General features: G+C 72.8%; 24 protein-coding genes and 2 tRNA genes. 14 read left to right on the top strand and 12 right to left on the bottom strand.

Annotated features, from left to right (window positions below):
• Positions 1 to 91: 91 nt before the first annotated feature.
• Positions 92 to 1,129 (top strand): LacI family DNA-binding transcriptional regulator, encoded by a 1,038-nt coding sequence (locus ACWCQK_RS01660; protein ID WP_451150690.1) that lies wholly within the window; start codon positions 92 to 94, stop codon positions 1,127 to 1,129.
• A gap of 122 nt (positions 1,130 to 1,251) precedes the next feature.
• On the opposite strand, the gene ACWCQK_RS01655 is transcribed toward ACWCQK_RS01660, so the two are convergent.
• Complete coding sequence (locus ACWCQK_RS01655; RefSeq protein ID WP_451150688.1) at positions 1,252 to 2,043, bottom strand: VOC family protein; 792 nt, start codon at positions 2,041 to 2,043, stop codon at positions 1,252 to 1,254.
• A 231-nt stretch (positions 2,044 to 2,274) separates the two neighbouring features.
• Between ACWCQK_RS01655 and ACWCQK_RS01650 the strand changes: the two genes are divergently transcribed.
• From ACWCQK_RS01650 to ACWCQK_RS01635, 4 genes are all read left to right on the top strand, one after another.
• On the top strand, positions 2,275 to 2,520 hold the full coding sequence (locus ACWCQK_RS01650) for a WhiB family transcriptional regulator (protein WP_451150686.1): 246 nt from the start codon (positions 2,275 to 2,277) through the stop codon (positions 2,518 to 2,520).
• 155 nt (positions 2,521 to 2,675) lie between these two features.
• Positions 2,676 to 2,747 (top strand) — tRNA-Asp (locus ACWCQK_RS01645).
• Positions 2,748 to 2,778: 31 nt separating this feature from the next.
• A complete protein-coding gene (locus ACWCQK_RS01640; RefSeq protein ID WP_451150684.1) occupies positions 2,779 to 4,107 on the top strand; it encodes an SDR family oxidoreductase in 1,329 nt (442 codons plus the stop codon).
• Positions 4,101 to 5,327, top strand: coding sequence for a ribonuclease inhibitor (locus ACWCQK_RS01635; RefSeq protein ID WP_451150682.1), 1,227 nt, complete (start codon positions 4,101 to 4,103; stop codon positions 5,325 to 5,327). Before ACWCQK_RS01640 ends, ACWCQK_RS01635 begins: the two co-directional genes overlap by 7 nt.
• 37 nt (positions 5,328 to 5,364) lie before the next feature.
• On the opposite strand, the gene ACWCQK_RS01630 is transcribed toward ACWCQK_RS01635, so the two are convergent.
• Entirely contained in the window at positions 5,365 to 7,188 is a 1,824-nt protein-coding gene (locus ACWCQK_RS01630; RefSeq protein WP_451150680.1) for an AAA family ATPase, read from the bottom strand.
• Entirely contained in the window at positions 7,189 to 8,595 is a 1,407-nt protein-coding gene (locus tag ACWCQK_RS01625; protein ID WP_451150678.1) for a DUF2201 family putative metallopeptidase, read from the bottom strand.
• A 91-nt stretch (positions 8,596 to 8,686) separates the two neighbouring features.
• Here ACWCQK_RS01625 and ACWCQK_RS01620 point away from each other — a divergent pair.
• Positions 8,687 to 8,762, top strand: a tRNA-Trp gene (locus tag ACWCQK_RS01620).
• 34 nt (positions 8,763 to 8,796) lie between these two features.
• Here ACWCQK_RS01620 and ACWCQK_RS01615 read toward each other — a convergent pair.
• From ACWCQK_RS01615 to ACWCQK_RS01585, 7 genes are all read right to left on the bottom strand, one after another.
• Positions 8,797 to 8,985: a bleomycin resistance protein gene (locus tag ACWCQK_RS01615; protein ID WP_451150676.1), complete on the bottom strand. Its 189-nt coding sequence runs from the start codon at positions 8,983 to 8,985 to the stop codon at positions 8,797 to 8,799.
• A gap of 29 nt (positions 8,986 to 9,014) precedes the next feature.
• Entirely contained in the window at positions 9,015 to 9,446 is a 432-nt protein-coding gene (locus ACWCQK_RS01610) for a VOC family protein (RefSeq protein WP_451151768.1), read from the bottom strand.
• Positions 9,447 to 9,694: 248 nt separating this feature from the next.
• Positions 9,695 to 10,534: a hypothetical protein gene (locus tag ACWCQK_RS01605; protein ID WP_451150674.1), complete on the bottom strand. Its 840-nt coding sequence runs from the start codon at positions 10,532 to 10,534 to the stop codon at positions 9,695 to 9,697.
• Between the two features lie 69 nt (positions 10,535 to 10,603).
• Positions 10,604 to 11,581 carry an acyl-ACP desaturase gene (locus ACWCQK_RS01600; protein WP_451150672.1) on the bottom strand — a complete coding sequence of 326 codons (978 nt, stop codon included), beginning with the start codon at positions 11,579 to 11,581 and terminating at the stop codon, positions 10,604 to 10,606.
• 228 nt (positions 11,582 to 11,809) lie between these two features.
• Positions 11,810 to 12,586 carry a dimethylargininase gene (ddaH, locus tag ACWCQK_RS01595; RefSeq protein ID WP_451150670.1) on the bottom strand — a complete coding sequence of 259 codons (777 nt, stop codon included), beginning with the start codon at positions 12,584 to 12,586 and terminating at the stop codon, positions 11,810 to 11,812.
• A 171-nt stretch (positions 12,587 to 12,757) separates the two neighbouring features.
• Complete coding sequence (locus ACWCQK_RS01590) at positions 12,758 to 14,371, bottom strand: ABC-F family ATP-binding cassette domain-containing protein (protein WP_451150668.1); 1,614 nt, start codon at positions 14,369 to 14,371, stop codon at positions 12,758 to 12,760.
• A 428-nt stretch (positions 14,372 to 14,799) separates the two neighbouring features.
• A complete protein-coding gene (locus ACWCQK_RS01585; RefSeq protein ID WP_451150666.1) occupies positions 14,800 to 15,216 on the bottom strand; it encodes an SsgA family sporulation/cell division regulator in 417 nt (138 codons plus the stop codon).
• A 261-nt stretch (positions 15,217 to 15,477) separates the two neighbouring features.
• Here ACWCQK_RS01585 and ACWCQK_RS01580 point away from each other — a divergent pair, with 261 nt between their 5' ends.
• The 6 genes from ACWCQK_RS01580 (at position 15,478) to fxsT (ending at position 20,922) form a co-directional block, all read left to right on the top strand.
• The gene (locus tag ACWCQK_RS01580; protein ID WP_451150664.1) at positions 15,478 to 16,611 is read left to right on the top strand and encodes a WD40/YVTN/BNR-like repeat-containing protein; all 1,134 of its coding nucleotides are present in this window, start codon (positions 15,478 to 15,480) and stop codon (positions 16,609 to 16,611) included.
• A gap of 136 nt (positions 16,612 to 16,747) precedes the next feature.
• Positions 16,748 to 17,077, top strand: a complete 330-nt coding sequence (locus ACWCQK_RS01575; protein WP_451150662.1) for a plasmid stabilization protein — start codon at positions 16,748 to 16,750, stop codon at positions 17,075 to 17,077.
• 72 nt (positions 17,078 to 17,149) lie between these two features.
• The gene (locus ACWCQK_RS01570) at positions 17,150 to 17,848 is read left to right on the top strand and encodes an endonuclease V (protein WP_451150660.1); all 699 of its coding nucleotides are present in this window, start codon (positions 17,150 to 17,152) and stop codon (positions 17,846 to 17,848) included.
• Positions 17,849 to 17,897: 49 nt separating this feature from the next.
• Positions 17,898 to 18,044, top strand: coding sequence for a morphogenic membrane protein MmpA (gene mmpA / locus ACWCQK_RS01565; protein WP_451150658.1), 147 nt, complete (start codon positions 17,898 to 17,900; stop codon positions 18,042 to 18,044).
• A 182-nt stretch (positions 18,045 to 18,226) separates the two neighbouring features.
• Complete coding sequence (locus ACWCQK_RS01560) at positions 18,227 to 18,685, top strand: hypothetical protein (protein WP_451150656.1); 459 nt, start codon at positions 18,227 to 18,229, stop codon at positions 18,683 to 18,685.
• An 89-nt stretch (positions 18,686 to 18,774) separates the two neighbouring features.
• Positions 18,775 to 20,922, top strand: coding sequence for an FxSxx-COOH system tetratricopeptide repeat protein (gene fxsT / locus ACWCQK_RS01555; protein WP_451150654.1), 2,148 nt, complete (start codon positions 18,775 to 18,777; stop codon positions 20,920 to 20,922).
• Here the strand turns inward: fxsT and ACWCQK_RS01550 are convergent, their stop codons facing one another.
• Together ACWCQK_RS01550 and ACWCQK_RS01545 are read right to left on the bottom strand one after the other, a co-directional pair.
• Positions 20,923 to 22,056 (bottom strand): pyridoxal phosphate-dependent aminotransferase, encoded by a 1,134-nt coding sequence (locus ACWCQK_RS01550; RefSeq protein ID WP_451150652.1) that lies wholly within the window; start codon positions 22,054 to 22,056, stop codon positions 20,923 to 20,925. It lies immediately after the preceding gene.
• A gap of 192 nt (positions 22,057 to 22,248) precedes the next feature.
• Positions 22,249 to 23,427, bottom strand: coding sequence for a saccharopine dehydrogenase family protein (locus ACWCQK_RS01545; RefSeq protein ID WP_451150650.1), 1,179 nt, complete (start codon positions 23,425 to 23,427; stop codon positions 22,249 to 22,251).
• A gap of 419 nt (positions 23,428 to 23,846) precedes the next feature.
• Between ACWCQK_RS01545 and ACWCQK_RS01540 the strand changes: the two genes are divergently transcribed.
• The gene (locus ACWCQK_RS01540) at positions 23,847 to 24,983 is read left to right on the top strand and encodes a CaiB/BaiF CoA transferase family protein (RefSeq protein ID WP_451150648.1); all 1,137 of its coding nucleotides are present in this window, start codon (positions 23,847 to 23,849) and stop codon (positions 24,981 to 24,983) included.
• 63 nt (positions 24,984 to 25,046) lie between these two features.
• A complete protein-coding gene (locus ACWCQK_RS01535) occupies positions 25,047 to 26,261 on the top strand; it encodes an acetyl-CoA C-acetyltransferase (RefSeq protein WP_451150646.1) in 1,215 nt (404 codons plus the stop codon).
• Positions 26,262 to 26,294 lie beyond the last annotated feature (33 nt).

Here is a 26,294-nt window from a genome sequence, read left to right as displayed (position 1 = left end):
CGGGAGGCGCAGGTCGGAGGCGGGAGCGCGCTCACGGGCGTTCGCGGGCCGGGGCTATCCTGAGCCGCAACCGCCGGTGAGGAGCCCCGAAGTGACCGAGACCGCCGCCCGTCCCACGCTGGAGGCCGTGGCCGCGCGGGCCGGTGTGTCCCGGGCCACCGTCTCCCGGGTGGTCAACGGCGGCGACGGGGTGCGGGAACCCCTCGTCGAGCGGGTGCGGCGCGCGGTGGAGGAACTCGGCTACGTCCCCAACCAGGCCGCGCGCAGCCTGGTGACCAGGCGGCACGACGCGATCGCCGTCGTCATCGCCGAACCGGAGACCCGGGTCTTCGCCGACCCCTTCTTCGCGCTGCAACTGCGCGGCATCAGCAAGGAACTGACGGCTCACGACAGCCAGCTCGTCCTGCTGCTCACCGAGGGCCGCGACGACCATGTCCGTGTCGGCCGCTATCTCGCCGGGGGCCATGTCGACGGCGCCCTGGTGTTCTCGCTGCACCTCGACGACCCACTGCCCGGACTGATCCAGGGCGCCGGAGTGCCGACCGTGTTCGGCGGCCGCCCCGACTGGAGCGACGGGACGCCCGGTCCCGTGTACGTCGACAGCGACAACCGCGGCGGCGCCCGCGAGGCCGTGCGCCACCTCGTCGGGCTCGGCCGCACCCGGATCGCCCACATCGCCGGGGCCCTCGACCAGACGTCCGCGGTGGACCGGCTCGACGGGTTCCGGGACGTCATGGGGGACGCCGACCCGGCGCTCGTCGTCGAGAGCGACTTCACCCCGGCCGGCGGCGAGCGCGCGATGCGTGAACTCCTCGACCGCCGCCCCGACCTGGACGCCGTGTTCGCCGCCAACGACCTCACCGCGTCCGGCGCCCTGCGGGTGCTGCGCGAACGCGGCCGGCGCGTGCCCGAGGACGTCGCCGTGATCGGTTTCGACGACATGCTGCCCGTCGCCGAACAGACCGACCCGCCGCTCACCACGATCCGTCAGGACATCGAGGAGATGGGCCGGTTGATGGCCCGCCTCCTGCTGCGCCGCCTCGACCGCGGCACCGCCGGCCGGGCCGAGGAGGGCGCACCGGACGCCGTCGTGCTGCCGACGACCCTGGTGCGCCGCGCCTCCGCCTAGGACCTGCCGCCCGCCCGCCCGCCCGGCTCGCGACCGACCCACCGGGCCCGTGTGCGCCGGGCTTGCGACGACCGACGCGCCCACGACCGTGCTCACGGCCTCCGGGCCTACGTCCGCCCGGCTCACGTCTGCCGGGGCGCGCTCCTGATCACCGCGAAGCGGGCTCCGGACGGGTCGGCGAGCCGGGCGACGCGGCCCACGTCCGGCACGTCCGTGGCGGGCATACGGACCGTGCCGCCCAGCTCCCGCGCCTTCGCGACGGCCGCGTCCGTGTCGGTGACCTCGAAGTACGGCAGCCAGTACGGGCCACCGGCCGCCTCCGTCGGGTCGTCGGCCAGCGGGACCAGGCCGCCGAACATGGCGTCCTGGTCCTCGTCGGCGGGGTTGACGCACGTATAGGTGCCGCCGGGGAAGGGCGCGGCCGAGGTCTCGTGTCCGAGCACCTTGTGGTAGAAGGCGGCCGCCGCCGCGATGTCCGGCGTGTACAGCTCGACCCAGCACAGCGAGCCCGGCTCGTTCGCCACGTCCACGCCCTTGGTCCGGCCCGGCTGCCAGATGCCGAACGCCGCCCCCGCCTGGTCGGCGAGGATCGCCATGTGGCCCTTGCCCATGACGTCCATCGGCTGGACGAACACGCTGCCGTGCGCCTGCTCGGCCGTCTTCGCGGTGGACTCCGCGTCGGGGCTCTGGAAGTACACGTTCCAGGACGGCGGCCCCTGGTCCGGCGTGGTCTGCATGCCTCCGGCCGCGGTCCTCCCGTCCAGCTGGAAGAAGCCGTAGCCGCCGGCGTCGGGTCCCGCCGACTGGAACCGCCAGCCGAAGAGAGCCTGGTAGAACGCGGTGGCGCCCTCGATGTCGGGTGTGCCGAGGTCGATCCAGTTGGGGGAGCCGGTGACGAACCGGGTGGTGAGCATGTGAGCCCTCCTTGACGGGGTCCCGTTGCGTGCACTGCCGAGTCTCGCACCGCCCACTGACAGGCGCTGCCGGAGCGTGACCGCGCTCGTACCGATTGTTCCTCCCCGCCCCGCGCGCCGCCGTGCGCGGCGGTGTGCCGAGGGGGCATCATCGGGCGGCCGGAGGCGCTGAACGGCGGCGTTGATCCCGCGTTGATCGAACGTTTTTCGCCGCCCGGCACGATCCTGGCCATGCACACCGACACCACCGCCACACCCGATCTCGCCTGGCAGTCCCAGGCCCTCTGCGCGGAGACCGGGGCCGAATTCTTCTTTCCCGAGCCCGGCAGCTCGGTGCGTGAGGCGAAGCTCATCTGCGGCATGTGCGAGATGCGCTCCGCCTGCCTCGACTACGCCCTCGCCCACGACGAACGCTTCGGCGTCTGGGGCGGCCTGTCCGAGAAGGAACGGTTGCAGCTCAGGCGCACGTCCCACTGACGTCCGGACGTCGGATCCGCCACGAAATCCGGACGCCGGGCCGACATGACTGCGGCTAGGATCCGGGGGCGCGTCCGGACGTGGCGCCGCGTCAGGCGCACGCCCGCTGTGGGCGGATCACGCCGGTCCGCACGCGGCCGTCCGGATGCGTACGCGGTCCCGTAGAGCAGAGGCAGACTCGCCACCTTGTCAGGGTGGATACGCCGGTTCGAATCCGGTCGGGACCACGGCGCGGCGGACACGGGGCGGGCGGGGCGGATGGGCGAGTCGATCACCGAGGCGGAGCTGGCGGCCTTCCACCGGACCGTCGGCAGACTGCGCGACCTGCCCGTCGACGACCCCGTACGCCTGCGGGCGGAACAGGTCGCCGCGTCCTTCGCCCGTGACGGACGCCTGCGGCGCCGCAAGACCCGCGGCGCCGACATCTCGGCCTCCGACGCCGCGACCATGGCGGCCACCGCGACCGGCGCCACCGACCGCCGGGAGGACGCGCCCCTGGCCGTACCCGGCACCGGTGGCACCCTGCGCCGCCCGCGCACCTGCTACGTCTGCAAGTCGTCCTATCGCCAGGTCGACTCCTTCTACCACCGGCTGTGTCCGCGCTGCGCCGCCGACAACACGGCCCGCCGTGACCTGAGCACCGACCTGAACGGCCGTCGGGTGCTGCTCACCGGCGGCCGGGTGAAGATCGGCTTCCAGCTGGCGCTGATGATGCTGCGCGACGGCGCGCAGCTGCTCGTCACCTCCCGTTTCCCGCACGACACCATGCGCCGTTTCCGGGCCGCGCCCGGCAGCGCGGCATGGCTGGACCGGCTCACCGTGGTCGCCGTCGACCTGCGTGACCCGCGCCAGGTGCTGGGGCTGTGCGAGGAACTGCGCCGGGCGGGCGACCCGCTGGACATCCTGGTCAACAACGCGGCGCAGACCGTGCGCCGCCCGCCGCAGTCGTACGCGCTGCTGGCCGGCGCCGAGTACGACGGCCTGCCCGAAGGGGCCCGGCAGGCGCCGGGCTTTCGCCCGATGCGGATGCTGGAGGGCTCGGCGGCCGTGCTGCCCGCCGCCCTGCGGGAGGCCGACGAGGCCGGGCTGCTGCCCGACCCGGCACCGGAGAACTCCTGGTCGGCCCGGCTCGGCGCGCTGGACCCGGCCGAGGTGCTGGAGACCCAGCTCGTCAACGCCCTCGCCCCCGCGCTGCTGTGCGACCGGCTGCTGCCACTGCTGCTCGCCGCCCCGCACCCGCGTCGCTATGTCGTCAACGTCACCGCCGTCGAGGGCCGTTTCGCCGCGCGCAACAAGACCGCCGGCCATCCGCACACCAACATGGCCAAGGCCGCCCTCAACATGCTCACCCGCACCAGCGCCGCCGAACTCGCCGAGCAGGGCGTGCACATGTGCGCCGTCGACACCGGCTGGATCACCGACGAGAACCCGGCGCCGAAGAAGGAGCGGATGGCCCGCGCGGGGTTCCGCACCCCGCTGGACATCGTGGACGGGGCGGCCCGGGTGTACGACCCGATCGTGCGGGGCGAGGCCGGGCAGCCGCTGTCCGGGGTGTTCCTGAAGGACTACCGGGAGGCGCAATGGTGAGCGGGCGACCGGACCGGCCGGCGGACGGCTTCGCCGGAGTACCGCCCGTCGTACCCCGTCCACCGGCCGAACTCGCCCCGCTCCTGGACTGGTTGCGGGCCGGCCGCCCCGCCGGGGAGCGACTGGACTTCACGGCCGGCACGGCGCTGCCCGACGGCCGGCTCGACCTCTGCAAGCAGGCGCTGGGCGCGGCGGGCGCCGCCCTGGTGGCCGAGGCCCTCGGCCAGGGACCCTCGCCCGTACGGCATCTGCTGCTCGGTACCGACGCGCTCGGCGACGACGGTGCCGCCGCCGTCGCGGGGGCGAGCGGGCACGTCGAGACCCTCTACCTGGGCTGCAACGGGATCACCGCGGGCGGCGCCTGCCGGATCGCCGACCACCTGCGCGCCTCACCGCAGGTCGTCACCGGCGTGTGGCTCAAGCGCAACCCCCTCGGCAGCGGAGCGGGCGGGGCCGCCGCCGAACTCCTCGACTCCGCGCGGTCGCTGCGCACCCTCGACCTCGTCCAGACCGGGCTCGACCCGGCGGGCGTCGCCGTCCTCGCGGACGCGCTGCTCGCCGCCGCCGGCAACGGACGGCGCGTCGAACGGCTCTTCGTCGGCGGCAACCCGCTCGGCGAGGCGGGGGCCCGCGCCCTCGCCGCCGTGGTCGCCGCGGGCGCGGTCGACGAACTGTACGTGTCCGCCGCACGGTTGGACGACGCGGGCGCGCTGCTGCTCGCCGACGCCCTGGAGCGGGCGCCCTACGGGCGGCTCGCCCGGCTGGCCGCGGCCAGCAACGGCATCGGCCCGCGGGCCGCGGCCCGGCTGGTCACCGCCGCGGCCACGGCCGGCGTCACCCTGCTGGACCTCGGCCGGGTACGGGCGGCGGCCGTGCTCGGCGCCGCGGACAACCAGGTCGACCTGACGGCCGCCGAGACCATCGCCCACGCCCTCACGGCCGCCGAGCACCGCCTCACCCATCTGGTGCTCACCCACACCGGGATGCGCAGCCGTGAGGCGCACCGCCTCCTCGACACCGCGCCCCGCGCCGCCACGGCCACCCGCTTCGTGCTCGGCCAGGGCATCGCCGCCAGCGTCAAACGCCGCCTGGACGCGCTCAGCGCCCATCTCCCGGCCCCGGCGGTCCCCGCCGACGTCGCCGCCGTGCGCAGCGTCCACCGCACGGCACCGCCCCGGCGGCAGGGCCCGTCCGGCGGACCCCCGCGGCGTGGCGAGTGAGCCGCGCCCGCGGGTTCCCAGGACCTCGCGAGCCCCGTCAGCGTCGCATCGCCATGAACACCTCGGTCCAGAACCGCTGTTGCTGCTGCGCGGCGCCCACCAGGTAGGTCGCGCGCAGCTTCGCCGGCAGCAACGACACCAGCCGGGTCACCGCCGCGCGGTGCTTCCTCAGCTGGGACAGCTCCGCGTTGGCCAGGATCTGGTGCACCACGTCGCTGTCGTCGCCGCCCTCGGCGGAGTGATCGGCCGCCCGCCGCAGCCGGGCCTCCCAGGCGTCCACGTCACGGGCCAGCTCGCGCAGACCGGTCACCGGGCGTCCCCGGAACCGGTCGATCAGCGCGGTGAGCGGCACGGGCGCGTACTCGCCGTCGCCGAGATAGACCGTGGCCATCTCCAGCGGCAGCCCGCGCCGGTGCAGCTTGATCAGCCGCTCCAGGGTGCGCTTGGTGATCCAGGCCCGGCCGTCGTCGTCGATGTCGTGCTTCCACCACTCCAGGACGGTCTCCGCGTCCGCGCCGTAGCGGGCCAGCAGCCACTCGTTGGCCGGGATGTCGTCGGGTTCCACCTCCAGCGACGCCGTGAACCGGGTCGCCTGCGCGATGTTGTTCCGGGACACCAGCAGCTTGCGGCCCAGATGGTACGGCGGGTTCTGCACGGCGATCTGCGCCCGCAGGTTCTCGATGCGCCGCCCGGCCAGCGACCACTCCTGGGTGATCTCCATCAGCTTGGCGAACGCGGCCTTGTCCTTGGGCCGGTTGTACTCGTCCCAGACGATCGCCTTGGCCTGCGGGCCGGTGAACTTGGCGGCCAGCAGGTTGTCCAGCGTGCCGTCCGCCGCCGGAACCGGCGCGCACAGATCCTCGACGTTGGTCACCGGCAGCGAGAAGTACAGTGCCTCCCGCCCGAGGCCGGCCCGCACCGTCTCCCGCACCAGCTCCGTCTTGCCGCAACCGGGCGGCCCCTGGAGCAGCACCGTCCAGCGGTTGCGCAGCGCGGCCCGCAGCACCTGCCGTACCGGGTCGGGGATCCTCGCCGGGTTGGGCACGCCCAGCGCCTCGGCGACGCGGTCGAGGATCTCCGCCGTACGGTTGTGGCCCGGCTTGCCGTCCGGTCCCGGCTCGGCCAGCCGCAGCCGCTCGCCGTCGACCAGGGGCAGGCCCCAGCGCAGCGGGAAGCCCTCCCGGGCGTTGGCCAGGACATGGTCGAGCGTGCGCGGGGAGAGCAGCTCGCGCAGCGCGGGGGAGAGCGACGCCCACAGGGAGAACACCGGGCGCAGGTCCCACGGCCGGTACCGGGCCGCGAGATGCCGGCGCCAGGAGGTGTCGTTCGCCGTGATCCGGAGAGTGACCATGCGGTCCAGCAGCGCCAGGTCGCTGCGCCGGGCCGAGGTCTCCGCCAGTGACTCGTTGTCGGTGAGGAAGACACCGATGCAGCCGAGGGCCCGCAGATCGTGTTCCCCGAGCGTCCAGTTGCAGGCGATCTGCATCAGCTGCGACTGGATGGTGTCGCCCGCCTGGAGCGAGTCGTCGATGAGCAGCACGAACGGCCGCCCCGGCTTCAGCTGGTTCATCACCAGCTGGCGCAGCACGAGTTCACCGGTGTGCGGGTCGCGCACCGGCGCGTTGACGAGCAGGTCGTCCGGCGTCAGATTTGCCGCCGGGACGTACACCAGCGTGGCGTCCGGGTGGGCGCGGGCGACGTGCGAGAAGAACGTCGCCGTCTTGCCGATGCCGTGCTCGCCGAAGATCTGTCCGGTCTGCCCCAGGTCGATCATCGCGTCGATGAACGCCTCCAGGCGTGAGACGTCACCGGGCCCCTGCCCGTCGTCGCCGCGGGGCGACCGCTCTGTCCGCGTGGTCATCTACGGTGTTCCCGTGGTCACGCGATGGCAGGCCATCGCAGGTGTGTGCGTCTCGGGCCATTCGCTGCCGCCCGCCGTGATCAGCCAGATCCACTTCTGCGGGTCGGCGGGTGTGATCGCGGGGGCGTGTCCGTCGGTGAGGACGACGACGGCGTCCGGGGAGACGTCGAGACGGCGCCCGTTCACCTCCGTGCGCCCCTCCACGTAGTCGGCGACCGCCTGGAAACTCGTGCCGCCACCGCCGTACACCCGCTCTCCCGGCGCGAACGGCATCACCACGGCGTCGAAGGAGAGCCAGTGCGCCTCGACCCCGTCGATCCGGCCGACGAGTTCGGTCAGCCAGGTGATCACGTGCTGGGGCATGGAGCCCGAGGTGTCGTAGGCGACGACGAGGACCTTCTCGCGCACCGGGCCGCGCCGCGCGAGCATCGGGTCCTGGCCGAGGGCCGCGAGCAGGGCGCCCCGCTTCTTCGGGTACACCAGCCGCTCGCCGTCGCGCAGTTTCGAACCGAGGACGTCGACCAGCCAGCGCTGCCACCAGTGGACCGTGCGGGTGCGGGAGGTCTCGCCGCGCAGCACGCCCGCCCCGAGGTTGCCCCAGATCCGTGCGGCCCGCGCCGAGCCGCCCTCGGTGCGGCCCATCAGGTCGAGCAGCTCGCGCTCCGCGCCCGCGTGCCCGCGCCGGGCCGCCAGCAGGGAGTTGAGCAGCACGGAGGAGGCGACCGCGTCGACGGTCTCCGGGTCGGCGGGCACGCCGCCCCGCGTCAGGTGCAGGCACAGCTGCCGCGCCGGCACCGGAGGGTGCCGCATCCGCTTCAGCTCGCCGTACACCCGCATGTCCGTCTCGACGAACACCTCGTACGCCACCGGCTCCAGGCCGTGTGCCGTCAGATCCGCGCGGTACGACGCGTGCACCTCGCGCGGGTCGACACCGGTGGGCCGGCCGTCCAGCGGGGGCAGTTCCGTCCGGCCGAGGCGGACCAGCGCCACATGGTTGATGGACACCTCGGCGGCCACCTCGAACACCGGGTCCTCGCGCAGCTCGGGTTCGGCGAACAGATGCCGGTGCACCAGGTGGCGCGCCTCGTGGAACAGCACGAACTTGACGCCGTCCAGGCCCAGTCGTACGAAGAAGTCCGGGTTGAACAGCAGCAGGCAGCTGCCGTCGCCGGAGGCGACCACCGCGGCCGTGTCCACGGCGGTCGTCGGGATCTGGTGACGGCACTTCGCGTACAGCCAGGACGCCACCGCCGACTCGGTCAGCCCGAAGTCCAGCAGCGCGGCCTCCTTGAGCCGCCGGGCCCGCTCCACCACCGCCGGATCCGCCGGGCGGTACCGCTCCAGCGCCCTGCGGTCGGCCAGGTCCACCACCGGGGGACGCCGACGCCCCCGCTCTCCGTACGCCATCCCGTGCCCCCCGTGTCGCACTCGCCCCCGTGACACATTGGTACCAGGCCCCACCGACAACGGGCCAAGGCATTACGCTCGGCCCTCAAGGGCGGGGCCGTAGCGCAGAGGCAGGCGCACCGGTCTCCAAAACCAGAGCACGCTGGTTCGAATCCAGCCGCCCCGCCCCCCTCGCGGCGCGGCCGCCCGCGCCAGGGCGGGTCAGCGCTGGAGCCTCTCCAGGTGGAACGCGGCGTCGTCGGCCGCCTCGTCGGGAGAGCGGCCGGTCTCCCGGGCGACGATGTACGCGGCGTACCAGTCCGCCCAGTGGTGCGCGGGCGCCGACGCCTCGTAGGGGCCGTGGCGTTCCTCGGTCTCGCGCAGCAGGTCGGCCAGCGTGGCGGTGTCCATGAGGCTGTCTCCTCGGTTCCGGGGCCTGTTCACCGTCCGGGCAGTCGCTCCCGGATCTCCTGGAGCATCCAGCCGTTGCCGTCCGGGTCGCTGAACGTGGCGTACGAGGCGTAGCTGTTGCGGTCGGGATCGGGGCCGTCGACCTGGTTCCTGGCCTCGTCCTCGAAGACGGCGTGGAAGACCTCGCTGACCTCGACGCCCCTGCCGACCAGGTCGGCGCGGGCCTGTTCGATGTCCGTGACCACGAGATAGGTGTTCTGGACGGTGCCCGGCGACGCCGGGGTGAGCCCCCGGCCGACGTGGACGGAGCACTGCGACCCCGGCGGCGTCAGCTGTACGACCCGGAAGTCCGGTCCGGCCTCGATGTCCGCGTCGAGCCGCCACCCCAGGCCCCGGTAGAAGCGCAGTGCCCGGTCGACATCGGCCACCGGCAGGACGACCACCTCCAGCTTCATGTCCATGGTGGGCTCGCCGCCCGTGGCGTCGTCCTGCTGTGGCTGGGTGCTCATGGGTGACCTCCCGTGACGGATGCCCGGCGTGGTCGGGACGTCGGACCCGGGCGTCGCCGACGGAGCCGCGACCGCCGGCCGCGGGTCACGTCTGAACCGGGCGACATCGCAATTGTGACGTAACGGACATCGATCGGCGCGGGGAGCCGCTGCCCGGAGGGAGCGCCGACCGCCGGGAGCGGCACGCCGACGGCGGGGGTTCAGGCGACGGCGCCCGCGGTCACCACCAGCTCCGGGGCGGTCCCGTGGAACGTCTCGATCAGCTGCGCCAGGACCGCCCAGGCCTCCTCGCGGTCGCCCAAGTGGTCGCGCACCAGCGGCCGCAGGGCGTTCTCGGCCGCACGCACGCGTGCCGGGAACATCAGGTGGCCCAGGGACAGCACCCGCAGCACCTCGACGGCGGGGCCGTGGGACGTCGCGTACTCGGCCGGGCCGCCCTCAAGGACTCCGGCCTGCCGTACCCGGTGGCTGAACTTGCGGTGCGCGCCGAACTGCGCGCGCAGTGCGGGCGGACAGTCCGGGCGTACGGACAGGGCCCAGCGGGCGTAACCCGGCAACGGGCGCTCGTGGTCCGCCTCGGCGACCGTCCGCCAGTCGGCGCGTTCCACGACCATGGAGGCGGCCGCCCGTCCCTCGCCCATGGAGCCGGCCGTACGCAGCGCGCCGACGAGGCCGTGGCGGGTGAAGCTCTCCGGAACCGCGGGTGCCTGGTCGGCCAGCGTGGGATGCACGCGCACCCGCTCGGTACGGCCCGGTCCGAACGGCACACCGCGCACGATGGCCCGGCGCAGGGCCTCGTCCGTGCCGATGTGCCGCCACACCACGGCGTTCAGTTCCGGGTCGTCCTCTTCCAGGATCCACAGCAGCAGGGACGACGGCACCTGCTGCTGGGCCCACGAGGACATCAGGCGGCGCCGCGCGGCCGCGGACCGCTCGGGCGGGGCCTGCCTGATCCGCCGTCGGACCCGCCCGGCCGTCTCCTGCCCGGCCAGGTCCAGCAGAAAGCCGACCGCCTGCCGCGAGGCGCTGTTCTCACGCATGGCGGCATGATGCCGCAGGCCCGTGGCGGGCCGCACCGGGAAATCGGCCCCCCGCGCGCGTGGGTGCGGTCAGACCGCGGCCGCCCGGGCCGCCATCCGCGCCTTGCGGGTGGCGAGCTTCTCGTCGAACTTCGCGGCCTCCGTGTCGAGGCCGTCCATGAACAGGCCGAGCTCCTCCTGGGCCTGGAGACCCTCGGGGCCGAGCCCGTCGATGCCCAGGACCTTCAGGTGGCGCAGGACGGGCTGGATGACGTCGTCGTGGTGGATGCGCAGGTTGTAGACCTCGCCGATCGCCATCTGCGCGGCGGCCCGCTCGAAGCCGGGCATGCCGTGGCCGGGCATGCGGAAGTCGACCACGACGTCCCGCACCGCCTGCATGGTCAGGTCGGGGGCCAGTTCGAAGGCGGCCTTCAGCAGGTTCCGGTAGAAGACCATGTGCAGGTTCTCGTCGGTCGCGATGCGGGCCAGCATCCGGTCGCAGACCGGGTCGCCGGACTGGTGGCCGGTGTTGCGGTGCGAGATACGGGTCGCCAGCTCCTGGAAGGCGACGTAGGCCACCGAGTGCAGCATCGAGTGGCGGTTGTCCGACTCGAAGCCCTCGCTCATGTGCGCCATCCGGAACTGTTCGAGCTTGTCCGGGTCGACCGCGCGCGAGGTCAGCAGGTAGTCCCGCATCACGATGCCGTGCCGGCCCTCCTCGGCCGTCCAGCGGTGCACCCAGGTGCCCCAGGCACCGTCCCGGCCGAACAGGGAGGCGATCTCGTGGTGGTAGCTGGGCAGGTTGTCCTCGGTGAGGAGGTTCACCACCAGGGCGATCCGGCCGATCTCCGTGACCTTGGACTGCTCCTTGCCCCAGGCCTCGCCGTCCTCGAAGATGCCGGGGAAGTTACGGCCGTCGCCGAACGGCACGTACTCGTGCGGCATCCAGTCCTTGGCGACCTTCAGGTGACGGTTGAGTTCCGTCTCGACCACTTCCTCGAGCGCGTACAACAGCTTGGCGTCGGTCCACACGGCCGGGCTGCCGAGGTGAGGGGAAGTGATCGTCACGAGAACTCCAGGGGGACGCGATACACGGTGGAACCGTCCGGCGAGCGGTGCCGGAACTTACGGAATCGTAGGCTACGAAACCGTAGGTTACGTTGCCGTAGGTTAAGTACCGCGTAAAGCCTGCTGATCAGCCCCCCTGTGCGGGTGTGCGTAACCGTCACGCCCGACCCCAGAGGCAGCCTCGCGACCCGCAGGTCCCAGGGCCGAACGAGGGGTGGAGTCACCCGTTCAGGCGTACAGGTCCCGCAGACGTACCGAAAGGCACGTCACGCAGCCCTCCAGCTTCTCGAACTCGCTGATGTCGACCACGACCACCTCGTGGCCGAGGTCGGTGAGCAGCTCCGTCGTCTTCGGCGCGCTCGCGGCCATCAGCAGCTTCTCACCGCCGAGCAGCACCACGTGAGAGCCGGACTCCTCGGGCACCGAGAGGAAACGAGGGAACAGCGACGGCCGGTCGACCTTGGGGATGTGTCCGACGACCGTGCCGTCGGGCAGCGCGGTGACCGCCGACTTCAGGTGCAGCACCTTGCTCACGGGCACCGCCACGACCCGCGCCCCGAGCGGCTCGAAGGCCGCCCGCAGCTGCCGCACACCGTCGGCGTTGGTGCGCCCGCCCCGGCCGACGTAGACGGTGTCGTCGACCTTCAGCACGTCACCGCCGTCCAGGGTGCCCGGTTCCCAGATCCAGTTCACCGAACAGCCCAGCCGGGCCACGGCCTCCTCGACGCCGATCGTCTCCTCGCGCCGGGACTCGGCCCCGGGCCGGGTGATCACGGCCACGTTCTTGTACATGACCACCGTGTCCTCGACGAACACGGAGTCGGGGCAGTCGTCGGCCGGCTCCACCTCGACCGTCTCCCAGCCGTGCGCGCCCAGGGCGGCCACGTACCCCTCCCACTGCTCGACCGCGAGGCCGACGTCGACCTTCTCCCGCTCGATGTGTGTCACCAGGCCTTCGGCGAGGCGCGGGCTGGGGCGGCGGACGAGGGCCTTCTTGCTGGGCACGAGGGAACTCCGTGGTCGGCTGTGTGTACGCGGCACCTGTGATGCGACGCCGGTTGGCCATCATGCAGTGCGGGTCGCCGCGGGCAGAACCCCCCTCGGGCAGGCTGTGGCCCTCCTGAGACACGACAGGAGGGCCATGGCGGCTGTCCGGCCCCTTCCGGCCGGTGTGCTCTATCCGATCTCCTCCGGTGTGGTCTCGCGCAGCTCGCCGTCCAGCAGCAGCCAGCGCGTGATGCCCAGGGATTCCAGGAAGGGCAGGTCGTGACCGGCCACGACCAGCGCGCCCTCGTAGGACTCCAGGGCGGTCGTGAGCTGCCGCACGCTCGCCATGTCGAGGTTGTTCGTCGGCTCGTCGAGCAGCAGCAGCTGCGGCGCGGGCTCGGCCAGCATCAGCGCGGCCAGGGCCGCCCGGAAGCGTTCGCCGCCGGAGAGCGTGTCCGCCCTCTGGTCGGCGCGGGCGCCGCGGAACAGGAAGCGGGCCAGGCGGGCCCGGACCCGGTTGTTCGTGGCGCCCGGCGCGAACCGGGCCACGTTCTCGGCGACCGTCAGCTCGCCGTCGAGGACGTCGAGCCGCTGCGGAAGGAAACGCAGCGGGACGTGCGCCGTCGCCTCGCCCGCGACCGGTGCCAGCTCGCCGGCGATCGTCCGCAGCAGCGTCGTCTTGCCCGCGCCGTTGCGCCCGATCAGCGCGACCCGCTCCGGACCGCGCAGCTCCAGGCCGCCCGCCAGGCGCGCGCCGTACGCGAGTTCCAGGTCCTGGAGGGTGAGGACGGTCCGGCCCGGCGGTACGGCCGTGTACGGCAGGTCGACGCGGATCTCGTCGTCGTCCCGTACGGCGTCCACCGCGTCGTCGAGCCGTTCGCGTGCCTCGGCGAGCCGCTCCTCGTGCAGGATGCGGTGCTTGCCCGCGGACTCCTGGGCCGCGCGCCTGCGCGCCCCCATGACGATCTTCGGCTCGCGTTTCTGCTCGAACATCTTCTGGCCGTACCGCTTGCGACGCGCCAGCTTGACCTGCGCGTCGGCCAGTTCGCGCTTCTGCTTGCGCAGGTCGGCCTCGGCGACCCGCACCATGCGCTCGGCCGCGTCCTGCTCGGCGGTGAGCACCTCCTCGTACGCCGAGAAGGTGCCGCCGTACCAGACGATCTCCCCGGAGCGCAGGTCGGCGATCTGGTCGACCACCTCGAGGAGTTCGCGGTCGTGGCTGACCACGACCATCACCCCGGACCAGGCGGAGACGGCCGTGTGGAGCCGTCGCCGCGCGTACAGGTCGAGGTTGTTGGTGGGCTCGTCCAGGAGGAGGACGTCGGGCCGGCGCAGCAGGAGCGAGGCCAGCCGCAGGAGCACGGACTCGCCCCCGGAGACCTCGCCGATCGTGCGGTCCAGACCGACGTGGCCGAGGCCGAGTTCGCCGAGGGTGGCGAGCGCTCGTTCCTCGACGTCCCAGTCGTCGCCGACGACGTCGAAGTGCCCGGCGGAGGCGTCGCCCGCCTCGATGGCGTGCAGGGCGGCCCGCCGGGCGGCGATGCCGAGCGCCTCGTCGACCCGCAGGGTGGTGTCGAGCGTGACGGTCTGCGGGAGGTAGCCGACCTCGCCCGCGACGCGGACGGTGCCCTCGGCCGGGACGAGTTCCCCGGCGATCAGCTTCAGCAGCGTCGACTTGCCGGACCCGTTGACACCGACGAGGCCGGTTCTGCCGGGGCCGAAGGCGGCGTCCAGGCCGTCGAAGACGGGGGTGCCGTCGGGCCAGGAGTAGGAGAGGGAGGTACAGGTGAGTGATGCGGACATACGGGCCTCGCGGTTGCTTGATGCGGTCTGGGCAAGCGCGTGTCGAGACACCGCGGGGCAACCGGTCGGGATCCTGTGCCGGAATCCAGGAGTTCTGGAACGCGGGAGTTCCGCAGGACTGAGGACGGCTCGGGCGCCGAGGTCGCACAGCGAACACACCCCTCGGGGGTGTGCGGCGGTGTCTCAGGACCTCAGACGAGCAACGTCCTTCTCCGATCGACGACAACAGGAACGCTCTACACCGTACGAACGCCCTCGGGGGGCGTCAATCGAATTACCGCGCACGCCGTCCGCGCCGCACGCCGTCCGCGCCGCACGCCGTCCGCGCCGCGCGCCGTCCGCTGGCGCACGCCGTGGGGCGCCGTGCACGCCGTCGGGCGGGCGTCTGTCAGCGGGGGCCGTCAGCCGTCAGCCGTCGTCGGCGGTCCTCAGCGGGCGTCGCGCAGCAACTCGGCCAGGTCCTGGTCCAGGTCGATGTGGAGGTGTTCCGTCCCGATGGCGACCAGCTCGCTCGTGGCCTGCAGGAAGCGGCGTATCTCCGCCGAGTGGACGTGCACGACGGCGGTGCCCTCGGGCGCGTGGAACTCCAGGACGGTCCGGTCGTACCCGTACGGCCGGACGCGCACGTCGCCGTGTCCCTCGGGGCCGTGAAGGCCGGCCACGAGCAGTTCGCGGGAGAAGGTCCAGCAGACGTCGACGCCCTCGAGGGTTGCCGGGGCCGGGAAGGCCATGCGGACCGCGAACGGGTCGAGCCGGTCGTAGTGCAGCGTGGCGGGAATGCTCGACATCCGCGGCGCGGCGGCGACGAGACGGGCCTCTACGGGCTGGTCGATGACGGTGGGCAACGCCTTGCTCCCTAGGACGGCCGGCCGGACGGTGACGGCCGGACGGACAACGGACGGACGGCGGGCGGACGCGGGGCGACGAGACCCGACACTGGTAGAGACGTCTGAAGCGGCCGATCCGTGCACCCGGATCCCGAGTGACCTCGGTCACCGCGTTCATTCGCGGGCGTGACGGGGAGCTTCTCCCTTGCCCGGAAGGGCAGTTGTGGCGACCGCAGGCACTCTGGACGCGGCCGGGGGAGTGGGCTAGCTTCGCCCGCCATGACACGCTTGGGGCACTTGGGGAAGACGAGACGTACGATCCGGACGCGGCGGCTGGCGGCCCTGGGGGTGTGCGCGGTCGCGCTGGCCGCGCTCGCCACCGTACCGGCCGAGGCACACGCTCCGGCCCACCGGACACCGCATCGGACACCGCACCCGGCCCCGCACTGGGAGCCGAAGGACAGCGGCGCTCCCGGAACGCGCCTGCGCGGACTGTCCGCCGTCAGCCGTGACACCGCCTGGGTGGCCGGGACCGGCGGCACCGTGCTGCGCACCACCGACGGCGGGAAGAGCTGGGGGAACGTCTCGCCGCCGGGCGCCGCCGACCTCCAGTTCCGGGACATCGAGGCGTTCGACGCGCGGCGCGCCGTGGTGCTGGCCATCGGCGAGGGCGAGGCGTCGCGCGTGTACCGCACCACGGACGGCGGTGCGACCTGGACGGAGTCCTTCCGCAACACCGACGCCAAGGCCTTCTACGACTGCCTCACCTTCTTCGACCAGCGCCATGGCCTGGCGATGAGCGACCCGGTGGACGGCAGGTTCCGCATCCTGTCCACCGGCGACGGCGGCCGCACCTGGAAGGTCCTGCCGAGCGACGGCATGCCGGCCGCCCTGGACGGCGAGGCGGGATTCGCCGCGAGCGGCCAGTGCCTGGTCGCGTCCGGAGCTAGGGACGTCTGGCTGGCCACCGGCGGGGGCGCACGCGCGCGTGTCCTGCACTCGGCGGACCGCGGCCTGACCTGGAAGGCCGCCGACAGCACGATCCCCGCGGGAGACCCGGCCCGCGGTGTGTTCGCGCTCGCCTTCCGCGACCGGACGCACGGTCTCGCCGTCGGCGGCGACTACCGCGCCGACCAGCTCTCCCCGCGGGCGGCGGCCCGCACGTCCGACGGCGGCCGCGGCTGGCGTGCCGCCGCCGTGCCGCCGCCCGCCTACCGCTCCGGCGTCACCTGGCTCCCGCACAGCCGTACGGCCGCCCTCGCGGTCGGTCCCACGGGCACGGACCTGACGACGGACGGCGGCCGCACCTGGCGGACGGTCGACACGGGTTCGTACGACACCGTGGACTGTGCCGCCGACCTCGGCTGCTGGGCCGCGGGCGAGCTGGGGCGCGTGGCCCGGCTGGAGAACTGACCCCGACCGGGGCTGTCGCGGGGCGCGCGAACGGGGTACCCGGCCCGCAGTCGTGAAAGGCGCGGATGCGTGAAGGCGCGAAGGCGCTGGAGCACGGAGGCGCGCACGCACGAAGGCACGGAAGGAGCGACCCCCCATGCCACGCGGATCGAGTCCCAAGCGGGAACGCCAGTACGAACACATCAAGGAGAGCGCGCAGGAGCGGGGAGAGAGCACGAAGCGCGCCGAGGAGATCGCGGCACGCACCGTCAACAAGGAGCGCGCCAGGGCCGGTGAGTCGAAGACCGCCGGCCGCACCTCGACGCAGGACATCTCGTCCGGCAGGCGGGGTGGCCTGCGGTCCGGCAAGGGCTCCCAGGGCCCCACCTACGACCAGCTCTACGAAGAGGCCCGGCGACGCGACATCCACGGCCGTTCGGACATGAACAAGGCCGATCTGCAGCGCGCCCTCGGCCGCAAGAGCTGACCGCGTCGCCGACCCCGGCGTGACGCCCGCACCCGCGGCCGTCACGCCGGGAGCCGTACGCTCGTCCCCACCATGACGACCGTACCCATTCCCGCGGGCTGGCCCGCGACCGAGGAGCAGGCCCGCGCCGTCCAGGACGAGTTGCGCGGGCAGGTGGTCCGGAACGATCCGGGACCGCCGCCCGGGACGGGACACGTCACCGGCGTCGACGTCGCCTACGACGACGAGCACGACGTGGTGGCGGCTGCCGCCGTGGTCCTGGACGCGGCGAGCCTCGACGTCGTCGCCGAGGCCACGGCCGTCGGGCGGATCTCCTTCCCGTACGTGCCGGGCCTGCTCGCGTTCCGTGAGATCCCCACCGTGCGCGCCGCTCTCGACGCCCTGCCCTGCCCGCCGGGCCTGGTCGTCTGCGACGGCTACGGCCTCGCCCACCCCCGCCGCTTCGGTCTCGCCAGCCACCTCGGCGTCCTCACCGGCCTGCCCACCATCGGCGTCGCCAAGAACCCGTTCACCTTCACCTACGACGACCCCGGCACCCGGCGCGGATCCGCCGCTCCCCTCATGGCGGGTGACGAGGAGGTCGGCCGCGCGCTGCGCACCAGGGACGCCGTCAAGCCCGTCTTCGTCTCCGCGGGGCACCGGGTGAGCCTGGACAACGCCTGCGCCCACACGCTGGCCCTCACTCCGGCCTACCGGCTCCCCGAGACCACCCGCCGGGCGGACGCGCTGTGCCGACGCGCACTCCAGCAGGCGACGACCCACCGGTTCTGAGTACCTGTACGGATGTGGCCCGGCCCGCCGCCCCGGCAGGCTGGGCCGCATGACGACACACCGTTCCCCGAAGCCCCTCGCCGACCCGAACCGGCCCGTCGAGCGCGCCGTGACGGCCGCTCTGATCCTCGCCGTGGGGGCGGGACTGGCCTGGATCGCCGGGATGATCTACACCGTGGCGGCGTGGCAGTCGTAGCCACCTCGTGGCGCCGTGTTCCCGGTGGGACAGGTGGTCTTCGGCACGTGCGGGAAGCCGCACCTCCGGATCACCGGCCTGATCTTCGGCGGGTGCCCCGGCCCGAATGTCGTCGGGAATGCCCGGCGGCAACTGCCCTGTCGGGGTGTTTACTTGACTCAGACGACAGCGTGGGAGGGACAGTGCCCATACCCGGACTGGAACTGGTTGCCGGAGCGGCGGTCGGCTATCTCGTGCGGAAGGTCCGGAGGGTGGGTTCCCGTGCCGACGCGGAGGTCGACCGGGTCCTCGACGACGGCATGGACGCCCTGCACGAGCTGGTCAGCGGGGTCGTCGGCGACGATCCCGCCGTCACGCGCCTGCTGGAGCAGGCAGGAGACGGTGAGGTGACCGAACGCACCACACGGCGGGCGACGGACGCGATCGCCGACATGGCGGAGGAGGATTCCGGTTTCGCCACCGAGCTGGCGGCGTCCGTCGACCGCCTGCAACGCCACGAGGCCGGACTGGCGCAGCAGAGCGGCGTCAGCGCGAAACGTGACCTGCGGGTCGAGACCGGTGGCGTCGTGGTCGGAGGGAATGTCTCGGGAGGAGTGACGACCGGACACCACCCTTCGACGCCGGGACCGCACGAGGGCTGAGCGGTTCCGGGGAGACGTCCGCCCAGCCGACGATCACGGCCGGCACGGCGGCGATCGCCGGCGGAGTCGTCGCCACGCGCATCGACCATGTGCACCTGACACCCCCGCCGCCGAACGCGCCGGTCACCCGCGCGAGACCGATCCACGCGCTGCCTTCACGCAACCAGGCGTTCACCGGGCGCACCGCCCTCCTGGAACGCGTCGACGTCAGCATGCGGCACACAGGAGAGGGCGCCACCGAGGAACACGGCGTGGTGTCGCTCATCGGGATGGGCGGCATCGGCAAGACCCAACTGGCCCTCGAATACACCCATCGCCACGCCGATGAGTACGGACTGGTGTGGTGGGTGGGCGCCGACCAGCTCGCCGCGGTCATGGCGAGCCTCACCGCCCTGGCCTCCCATCTGGGACTCACCGCCGTCCAGCCGTCCCTGTTGATCCGGGCCCTGTGGGTGGAACTGGCGGCCAGGCGGGACTGGCTGCTGGTGTACGACAACCTCGACGACCTCGGCGCCATGAACGACCTCCTCCCACCCGACGGAGGAAGGCTGCTCATCACCGGCCGCGATCCCCGCATCGGGCGGATCGGTACGCGCATCGACGTCACCGAGTTCGAGCGGGACGAGTCGATCTCACTGCTGTCGCGCCGCTGTCCCTCCCTGTCGCCCGACGACGCCGACCGGGTCGCCGCCGCGGTGGGCGATCTGCCCCTCTCGGTGGAGCAGGTCGGCTGCTTCCTGGACGAGACCGGTCTGGAGACCGCCGACTACCTCACGCTGCTCAGGTCACAGCCGACCGCGAGCGGCCTGGACGACCGCACGGTCTCGGCGCACCCCGGCCTGGTGTCGGTGGTTGCCACCAGCCGCGACCGACTGGTGACGACGGCCGGCCCGGCGGCCGCCACCCTGCTCGACCGGCTCGCGTTCCTCGCTCCGGAGCCGATCCCGCTGGGTTCCGACCCCGCCGTCGGGCCGCCCCGGTTCGGCGTCCAGCTCGGTGACACCGCGACGGCCGCGCTGGCCGTCCGCAAGATCGTCACCCTGGGGCTGGCCCGGCACGCCGACAACGCCCTGCAGATGCACCGCCTCGTCCATTCCCTGCTCCGGGCGAGGCTTCCGTCCGGCGAGCGCGGGGCGATCCACCACGCCGCCGAGGAACTGCTCGCCACCATCGTCCCGGGCGATCCGGACACCCCCGAGGCCTGGCCCGAGTACGGGCTGATCGTCCCGCATGTCCGGGAACTCCTGTCCTCCGCCGCGGCGCTGCCCGGAATCCCGCTGGACGCGGAGGCGTTCCGCACCCTGGTCCTGAAGGTGCAGCGGTATCTGTACTTCTCCGGCCAGTCCCGGTCGGCGGTCGACATCTGCCGGATGACCAGGGAGTCCTGGACGGCCCGGCTCGGCCCCGACCATCCCGACACGCTCCACTCCGGCTACAACCTCGCGTCCAACCTCTTCGAGCTCGGTGAGTACGCCGAGGCCCGAGAGGTCGACCAGGACGTCTGGGACCGGCGGCGGCGGGTCCTCGGCATGGACCATCAGGACACCATCCGGTCGGCGCACCAGCTCGCGGCGGACCTCTGCGACCTGGGGGACTTCGCCGGGGCGCGCGCCCTGGACGAAGAGGGGTGGCGCCATCGCCGCCGCCTGCTCGGCGAGCACCACCCCGACACCCTTCAGTCGGCCCACTATCTGGGCTCCGACCTGTACGAGCTCGGCGAGCTCGAGCGGGCCCGCGGCATCAACGAGGACGTCTGGCAGCGGCGCCGGCAGGTCCTCGGCGAGTACCACCCGGACACCCTGCACTCCGCGCACCATCTCGCCTCCGACCTGTGCGACCTGGGCGAGCTGGAGCGCGCCTTGGAGATGCAGCGCTGGGTGCTGGCCCGGCGGCGGCAGCTCCTGGGGGAGGACCATCCGGACACCCTGCGCTCGACCCACTACCTGGCCATCACCCTGCACCGGATGGCCGACTACGCCCAAGCGCGGGCGCTGAACGAGGACATCTGGGACCGGCGCCGACGGCTGCACGGTGACGACCATCCCGACACCCTGCGTTCCGCCTACAGCTTCGCGGACGATCTGCGCGCCCTCGAGGACCACGCGCGCGCCCGCGCGCTGCACCGCGACACCTGGCGGCGCCGATGCCAGGTGCTGGGCGAGGACCACCCGGACACCCGGCGCTCGGCCCGGGCCTGCGCGGCTGAGCCCGGAACCGGTGGCGACGCACCGAGGTGATCAGCCGTCACCGAGCTCGGCCCGGAGACCGGCGATCACCGCCGAGGCCTGAGCGATGATGTCCGGGTCGCGCAGCAGGGCCATCCGCAGATGCCGCCGGCCCAGGTGCGGCGACGACCAGTAGAACCGCTCGCCGGAGAGGACGTGGACGCCCCGCTCGGCGAGCAGCCTGCGCACGTCCTCCCCGTCCAGCCCGTCGGCGGTCACCTCCAGCCAGGCCAGGCCCAGCTTCTGGGTGTCGTCCGTTCTCAGGAACGAGTCAGGGATCCCGCTCTGGAAGAGCGTCCGGTTCCGCGCGACCAGTTCACGCAGATAGCGGCCGCCGTCGGCCTCCGCGAGACGCACGAACTCGGTGATCAGCCGGACGGTGAAAGGCGAGAGGTGGAGGAGGAAGTCCGAGTGGATCCCCGCGACGGCGCCGACCAGTCTCGGCGAGACGCTCAGGAAGGGCGCCTTCAACTCGGCCGCGGGCCAGACCTTTCCCGTGTCCTCGATCACCACGCAGTCTATTCCGGAGGCGGCGAGGATCCCGTAGTGGTCGTAGACCTGGTCGTCGGACAGGTAGACCCGGAAGCAGCCGTCGAGAACGAGGAGCTTCTCCTCGGCCACGCAGTATTCGACGATGCGGGTGAACGCCTCCTCGCCGACCACGGTGCCGGTGGGGTTGTTGGGGCTCACCAGGAAGATCACGTCGGCGGTGAGCGTCTCCAGCAGCCTCTCCAGCGCGGCCGTTCCCTCGGTCAGCGCGGTCTCCGGAAACGGCTGGAGAGGTATGCCGTGGCGCAGCAGGATGTCGGCGATGTTGTCGAAGCAAGGTTCGATCAGGGCCACGGAAAGCCCCCGCAGACGCAGCACGTTGGCCACGATCTCGACGGCCATCGAGGCGGAGTAGGACATCAGCCCGGTGAAGTGTTCCGGGAGGTACGACTGCGCCCCGAGCGCCAGGTAGCGGCGAATGTACTCGGCCTCGGCCCGCCGCCCGCCCCTGCGGTCGGACTCGGCGAAGAAGCGCGCCGAGTCGGCGATGATCGCGGATTCGGCGTCGGTCCAGGAGCGGAACGCGTGGCCGTCCGACAGATTGTGTTCGAACGGGAGGGCGTCCACCTCCTCTTGCGTGAGATTGCGCTCGATCACCCTCACCCCTTGTGTCCAGGCCGACCGTCCCTCGCCATGTACCGCTTCTGATCGTCTCTCCCGGCCCTCGCCATCCGCAAGGTGCCGATCTCCCCCGTGATTTCCCTATGGGTGACTTTCACGGTCCCCGGTACGTCGGTTCGCGGACGTACGGATGGTTCGGGCACTCGCGCGTGGGGGACCCGGGGGACGTCAGCGGACGGCGGCCACCCGGAAGACGATGCCCGCCCGGCGCAGTCGGTGTGTCAGCGCGTCGCCCATCGCCACCGCCGTGGTGACCTGCCCGGCCGTCGGCGGGAGATCGTCGAAGGCCAGGGCGAGCGCCGACTCGGCGAACATCTTCGCCGTCTCGTCGTACCCGGGGTCACCGCCGGAGACCTCGGTGAACACCCGCCGGCCGCCGCCCTCGCCGACGAAACGCACCGAGAACCAGCTCTTCGCCCGCTTCTCCTGGCTCGGCCCGTCTCCGGGCTTGAGTCGGCCGGACAACCAGCGCCGAGCGGGCGGGAGTTGGGCGGCGACGGCCAGCGCGCCCACGGCGGCGACCCCGCCCAGCACGACGGGCAGCCGCCGTACGGCCGCGTAGTGGCGGTAGCGGAAGTCGGGCCCGTAGCACTCCAGCGCCTTCGCCGAACGCCGCACGATCTGCGGGTCGATGGTCGGCAGCGGCACCGCCCAGGAGCCGACCTCGCCGGCGAACCGGGGCGCGCCCACGGGCGCCGTCGTCCGGCGGCCCACGAGCCGCGGCTCGTGGCGCGCGCGGTCCCGCGCGGCGGCCACCATCTGCGGCCCGCGCGCGAACTGGTTCAGCGCCGAGGCGAACGTGCCGCCGGAGAAGGTGGCGTCGGCCGTCACGAAGCCGTCGACCGTCAACGGCACGCCCTCGGGCAACTGTCGCACCGTGAAGAGCGCGCCCAGGTCGTGCGGCACCGAGTCGAAACCGCACGCGTGCACCAGCCGTGCGCCGGTCTCACGCGCGCGTGCGTCGTGGCGGACGTACACGAGGTCCACGAACTCCGGCTCACCCGTGAGGTCGAGGTAGTCGGCGCCGGTGTCCGCGCAGGCGGCGACGAGCTCCTCGCCGTAGGTGATGTACGGGCCGACGGTCGTGGCCACCACGCGCGCCTGTCCGGCGAGTGCGCGCAGCGAGGCCGGGTCGGACACGTCCGCCCGCAGCAGCCCCACCTTCGTGCCGCCCGGCAGCCGGTCGCGCAGTTCCTCGAGCCTGCGTTCGCTGCGGCCCGCGATCGCCCAGCGCAGCCCTTCGGGCGCGTGGGCGGCGAGGTACGCGGCGGTGAGCGTGCCGACGAAGCCGGTGGCCCCGAAGAGCACGATGTCGTACGGACGGTCGGACCTGTTCAGCCTGCTCATGACACCCCTTGCCTCGCCCTTGCCTCGTCCAGCCGTGCCGCTGTCGGTGGCTGAGGCTAGCGTGAGGAGTGCGGAGCCCGACGACGAGCCCGGAGGTGGCAGGTGGCCGTGCCCGGGAACACCCGGAAGAAGCGGGAGAAGGCACGGTTCGTCCCCGTCGGCGGAGGATTCCCCGGTTTCGGCCTTCCCGCCGCCGACCCCGGCGCGGACCGCGCCGACGACCCGGGTGGCGGCCGCGGCGGCGCAGCCGAACGGGCGAGCGCGGTGTCCCCGGGCGTGCCGCCGGGCGGCGGACCCGCGAGGTCCCGTCCATACTTGACTAAGCGCTTGCTCGCCCAGGTCTTGTGCTGCGTAGAACGTGTTCCTACCATCATCGGTGTTACATCATTAGTGTCACGGTCACGGCTTCAGGGGTCTGGATGACAACGGCAACGACGCCGCAGAGCGGCCCGCTCTCCGGGGTGCGCGTGGTCGAGCTCGCGGGGATCGGGCCCGGCCCGTTCGCCGCCATGCTCCTGGCCGACCTGGGCGCCGACGTCGTCCGGGTGGACCGCCCCGGCGGCACCGGTCTCGCCGTCGACCCGGCCTACGACATCACCAACCGCAACAAACGCTCCGTGATCGTCGACCTGAAGGCGGCGGACGGCGCCGCGCGCGTCCTCGACCTCGCCACCCGCGCGGACATCCTCATCGAGGGCTACCGCCCGGGCGTCGCCGAGCGCCTCGGAGTCGGCCCGGGGGACTGCCACGACCGCAACCCGCGGCTGGTCTACGGCCGGATGACCGGCTGGGGCCAGCAGGGCCCCCTCGCCCAGCGCGCCGGGCACGACATCGCGTACATCGCGCTCACCGGCACCCTGGGCATGATCGGCGCCCCCGACGCGCCGCCGACCGTGCCCGCCAACCTGGTCGGCGACTACGCGGGCGGCTCCCTCTACCTCGTCGTCGGCGTCCTCGCCGCCCTCCACCACGCGCGCGCCACCGGCACCGGGCAGGTCGTGGACGCCGCCATCGTGGACGGCGCCTCCCACCTCGCCGCGATGATCCACGGCATGGTCGCCGCCGGCGGCTGGCAGGACCGCCGGGGAGTCAACCTCCTCGACGGCGGCTGCCCGTACTACGGCACGTACGAGACCGCCGACGGCAAGCACATGGCGGTCGGCGCCCTGGAGCAGCAGTTCTACGACGAGTTCCTGGACCTCGTGGGCCTGAAGGACTTCGGCCCGGCCCGCAAGGACTGGACCCGCTGGGGGGAACTGCGCGACGCGGTCGCGGCCCGCTTCCTGACCCGCACCCGGGACGAGTGGACGGCCGTCTTCGAGGGCTCCGACGCGTGCGTGGCGCCCGTCCTGTCGCTGCGCGAGGCCCCGCACCATCCGCACCTGGCCGCCCGCGCCACCTTCACCGACCACGGCGGCATCACCCAGCCGGCCCCCGCGCCCCGCTTCTCCGCGACGCCCACGGCCGTGCGCACCGGCCCCGCTCAGCCGGGCGCCGACACGGCCGACGTGGCCCGTGACTGGGAGGTACCCGCACTCCTGGCGGACGGCGCCTGACGGACCCACGGCACCGACGCCCCCGACACCACTCGCCAGAAACCCACCTCGAAAGGCTTGTCAGTGAGCACCGAAGCGTACGTCTACGACGCGATCCGCACCCCGCGCGGACGTGGCAAGGCCAATGGGGCCCTGCACGGCACGAAGCCCATCGACCTGGTCGTCGGACTCATCCACGAGATCCGCGACCGCTTCCCGGGCCTCGACCCGGCCGCCATCGACGACATCGTGCTCGGTGTCGTCGGCCCGGTCGGCGACCAGGGCTCCGACATCGCCCGGATCGCCGCCGTCGCGGCGGGGCTGCCCGACACGGTCGCCGGCGTCCAGGAGAACCGCTTCTGTGCCTCGGGCCTGGAGGCCGTCAACATGGCCGCCGCCAAGGTGCGGTCCGGCTGGGAGGACCTCGTCCTCGCCGGTGGTGTGGAGTCGATGTCCCGGGTGCCGATGGCCTCCGACGGCGGCGCCTGGTTCAACGACCCGATGACCAACCTCGCCACCAACTTCGTGCCGCAGGGCATCGGGGCCGACCTCATCGCCACCATCGAGGGCTTCTCGCGGCGCGACGTCGACGAGTACGCGGCGCTCTCCCAGGAGCGGGCGGCCACCGCGATGAAGGACGGCCGCTTCGAGCGCTCCGTCGTGCCCGTCACGGACCGCAGCGGACTCGTCGTCCTGGACCGCGACGAGTTCCCGCGCCCCGGCACCACCGCCGACTCGCTCGCCAAGCTGAAGCCGTCGTTCGCCGACATCGGCGAGCTGGGCGGCTTCGACGCGGTGGCGCTGCAGAAGTACCACTGGGTCGAGAAGATCGACCACGTCCACCACGCGGGCAACTCCTCCGGCATCGTGGACGGCGCCTCGCTCGTCGCGATCGGCTCCAGGGAGGTCGGCGAGCGCTACGGGCTCACCCCGCGCGCGCGGATCATCTCCGCGGCCGTCTCCGGCTCCGAGCCGACCATCATGCTGACCGGGCCCGCGCCCGCCACCCGCAAGGCGCTCGCCAAGGCCGGTCTGACCATCGACGACATCGACCTCGTCGAGATCAACGAGGCCTTCGCTGCGGTCGTCCTGCGCTTCGTGAAGGACATGGGCCTGTCCCTGGACAAGGTCAACGTCAACGGCGGCGCGATCGCGCTCGGCCACCCGCTCGGCGCCACCGGCGCGATGATCCTCGGCACCCTCGTCGACGAACTGGAGCGCCAGGACAAGCGGTACGGCCTCGCCACCCTGTGCGTGGGCGGCGGCATGGGCGTCGCCACCATCGTCGAGCGCCTCTAACCCTTCCCGGCGGAACCTCAGACTTCTACGGAG

It is taken from the genome of Streptomyces sp. NPDC002306, assembly GCF_053593435.1.
This window is presented reverse-complemented; position numbering and strand designations above follow the sequence as displayed.

What these genes read in the sequence shown, in the direction of transcription:
- ACWCQK_RS01655 (WP_451150688.1), bottom strand. Translation starts at nt 2,043, where the DNA reads ATGCTCACCACCCGGTTCGTCACCGGCTCCCCCAACTGGATCGACCTC.
- ACWCQK_RS01650 (WP_451150686.1), top strand. Translation starts at nt 2,275, where the DNA reads ATGCACACCGACACCACCGCCACACCCGATCTCGCCTGGCAGTCCCAG.
- ACWCQK_RS01640 (WP_451150684.1), top strand. Translation starts at nt 2,779, where the DNA reads ATGGGCGAGTCGATCACCGAGGCGGAGCTGGCGGCCTTCCACCGGACC.
- ACWCQK_RS01635 (WP_451150682.1), top strand. Translation starts at nt 4,101, where the DNA reads ATGGTGAGCGGGCGACCGGACCGGCCGGCGGACGGCTTCGCCGGAGTA.
- ACWCQK_RS01630 (WP_451150680.1), bottom strand. Translation starts at nt 7,188, where the DNA reads ATGACCACGCGGACAGAGCGGTCGCCCCGCGGCGACGACGGGCAGGGG.
- ACWCQK_RS01625 (WP_451150678.1), bottom strand. Translation starts at nt 8,595, where the DNA reads ATGGCGTACGGAGAGCGGGGGCGTCGGCGTCCCCCGGTGGTGGACCTG.
- ACWCQK_RS01615 (WP_451150676.1), bottom strand. Translation starts at nt 8,985, where the DNA reads ATGGACACCGCCACGCTGGCCGACCTGCTGCGCGAGACCGAGGAACGC.
- ACWCQK_RS01610 (WP_451151768.1), bottom strand. Translation starts at nt 9,446, where the DNA reads ATGGACATGAAGCTGGAGGTGGTCGTCCTGCCGGTGGCCGATGTCGAC.
- ACWCQK_RS01605 (WP_451150674.1), bottom strand. Translation starts at nt 10,534, where the DNA reads ATGCGTGAGAACAGCGCCTCGCGGCAGGCGGTCGGCTTTCTGCTGGAC.
- ACWCQK_RS01590 (WP_451150668.1), bottom strand. Translation starts at nt 14,371, where the DNA reads ATGTCCGCATCACTCACCTGTACCTCCCTCTCCTACTCCTGGCCCGAC.
- ACWCQK_RS01580 (WP_451150664.1), top strand. Translation starts at nt 15,478, where the DNA reads ATGACACGCTTGGGGCACTTGGGGAAGACGAGACGTACGATCCGGACG.
- ACWCQK_RS01575 (WP_451150662.1), top strand. Translation starts at nt 16,748, where the DNA reads ATGCCACGCGGATCGAGTCCCAAGCGGGAACGCCAGTACGAACACATC.
- ACWCQK_RS01570 (WP_451150660.1), top strand. Translation starts at nt 17,150, where the DNA reads ATGACGACCGTACCCATTCCCGCGGGCTGGCCCGCGACCGAGGAGCAG.
- mmpA (WP_451150658.1), top strand. Translation starts at nt 17,898, where the DNA reads ATGACGACACACCGTTCCCCGAAGCCCCTCGCCGACCCGAACCGGCCC.
- ACWCQK_RS01545 (WP_451150650.1), bottom strand. Translation starts at nt 23,427, where the DNA reads ATGAGCAGGCTGAACAGGTCCGACCGTCCGTACGACATCGTGCTCTTC.
- ACWCQK_RS01540 (WP_451150648.1), top strand. Translation starts at nt 23,847, where the DNA reads ATGACAACGGCAACGACGCCGCAGAGCGGCCCGCTCTCCGGGGTGCGC.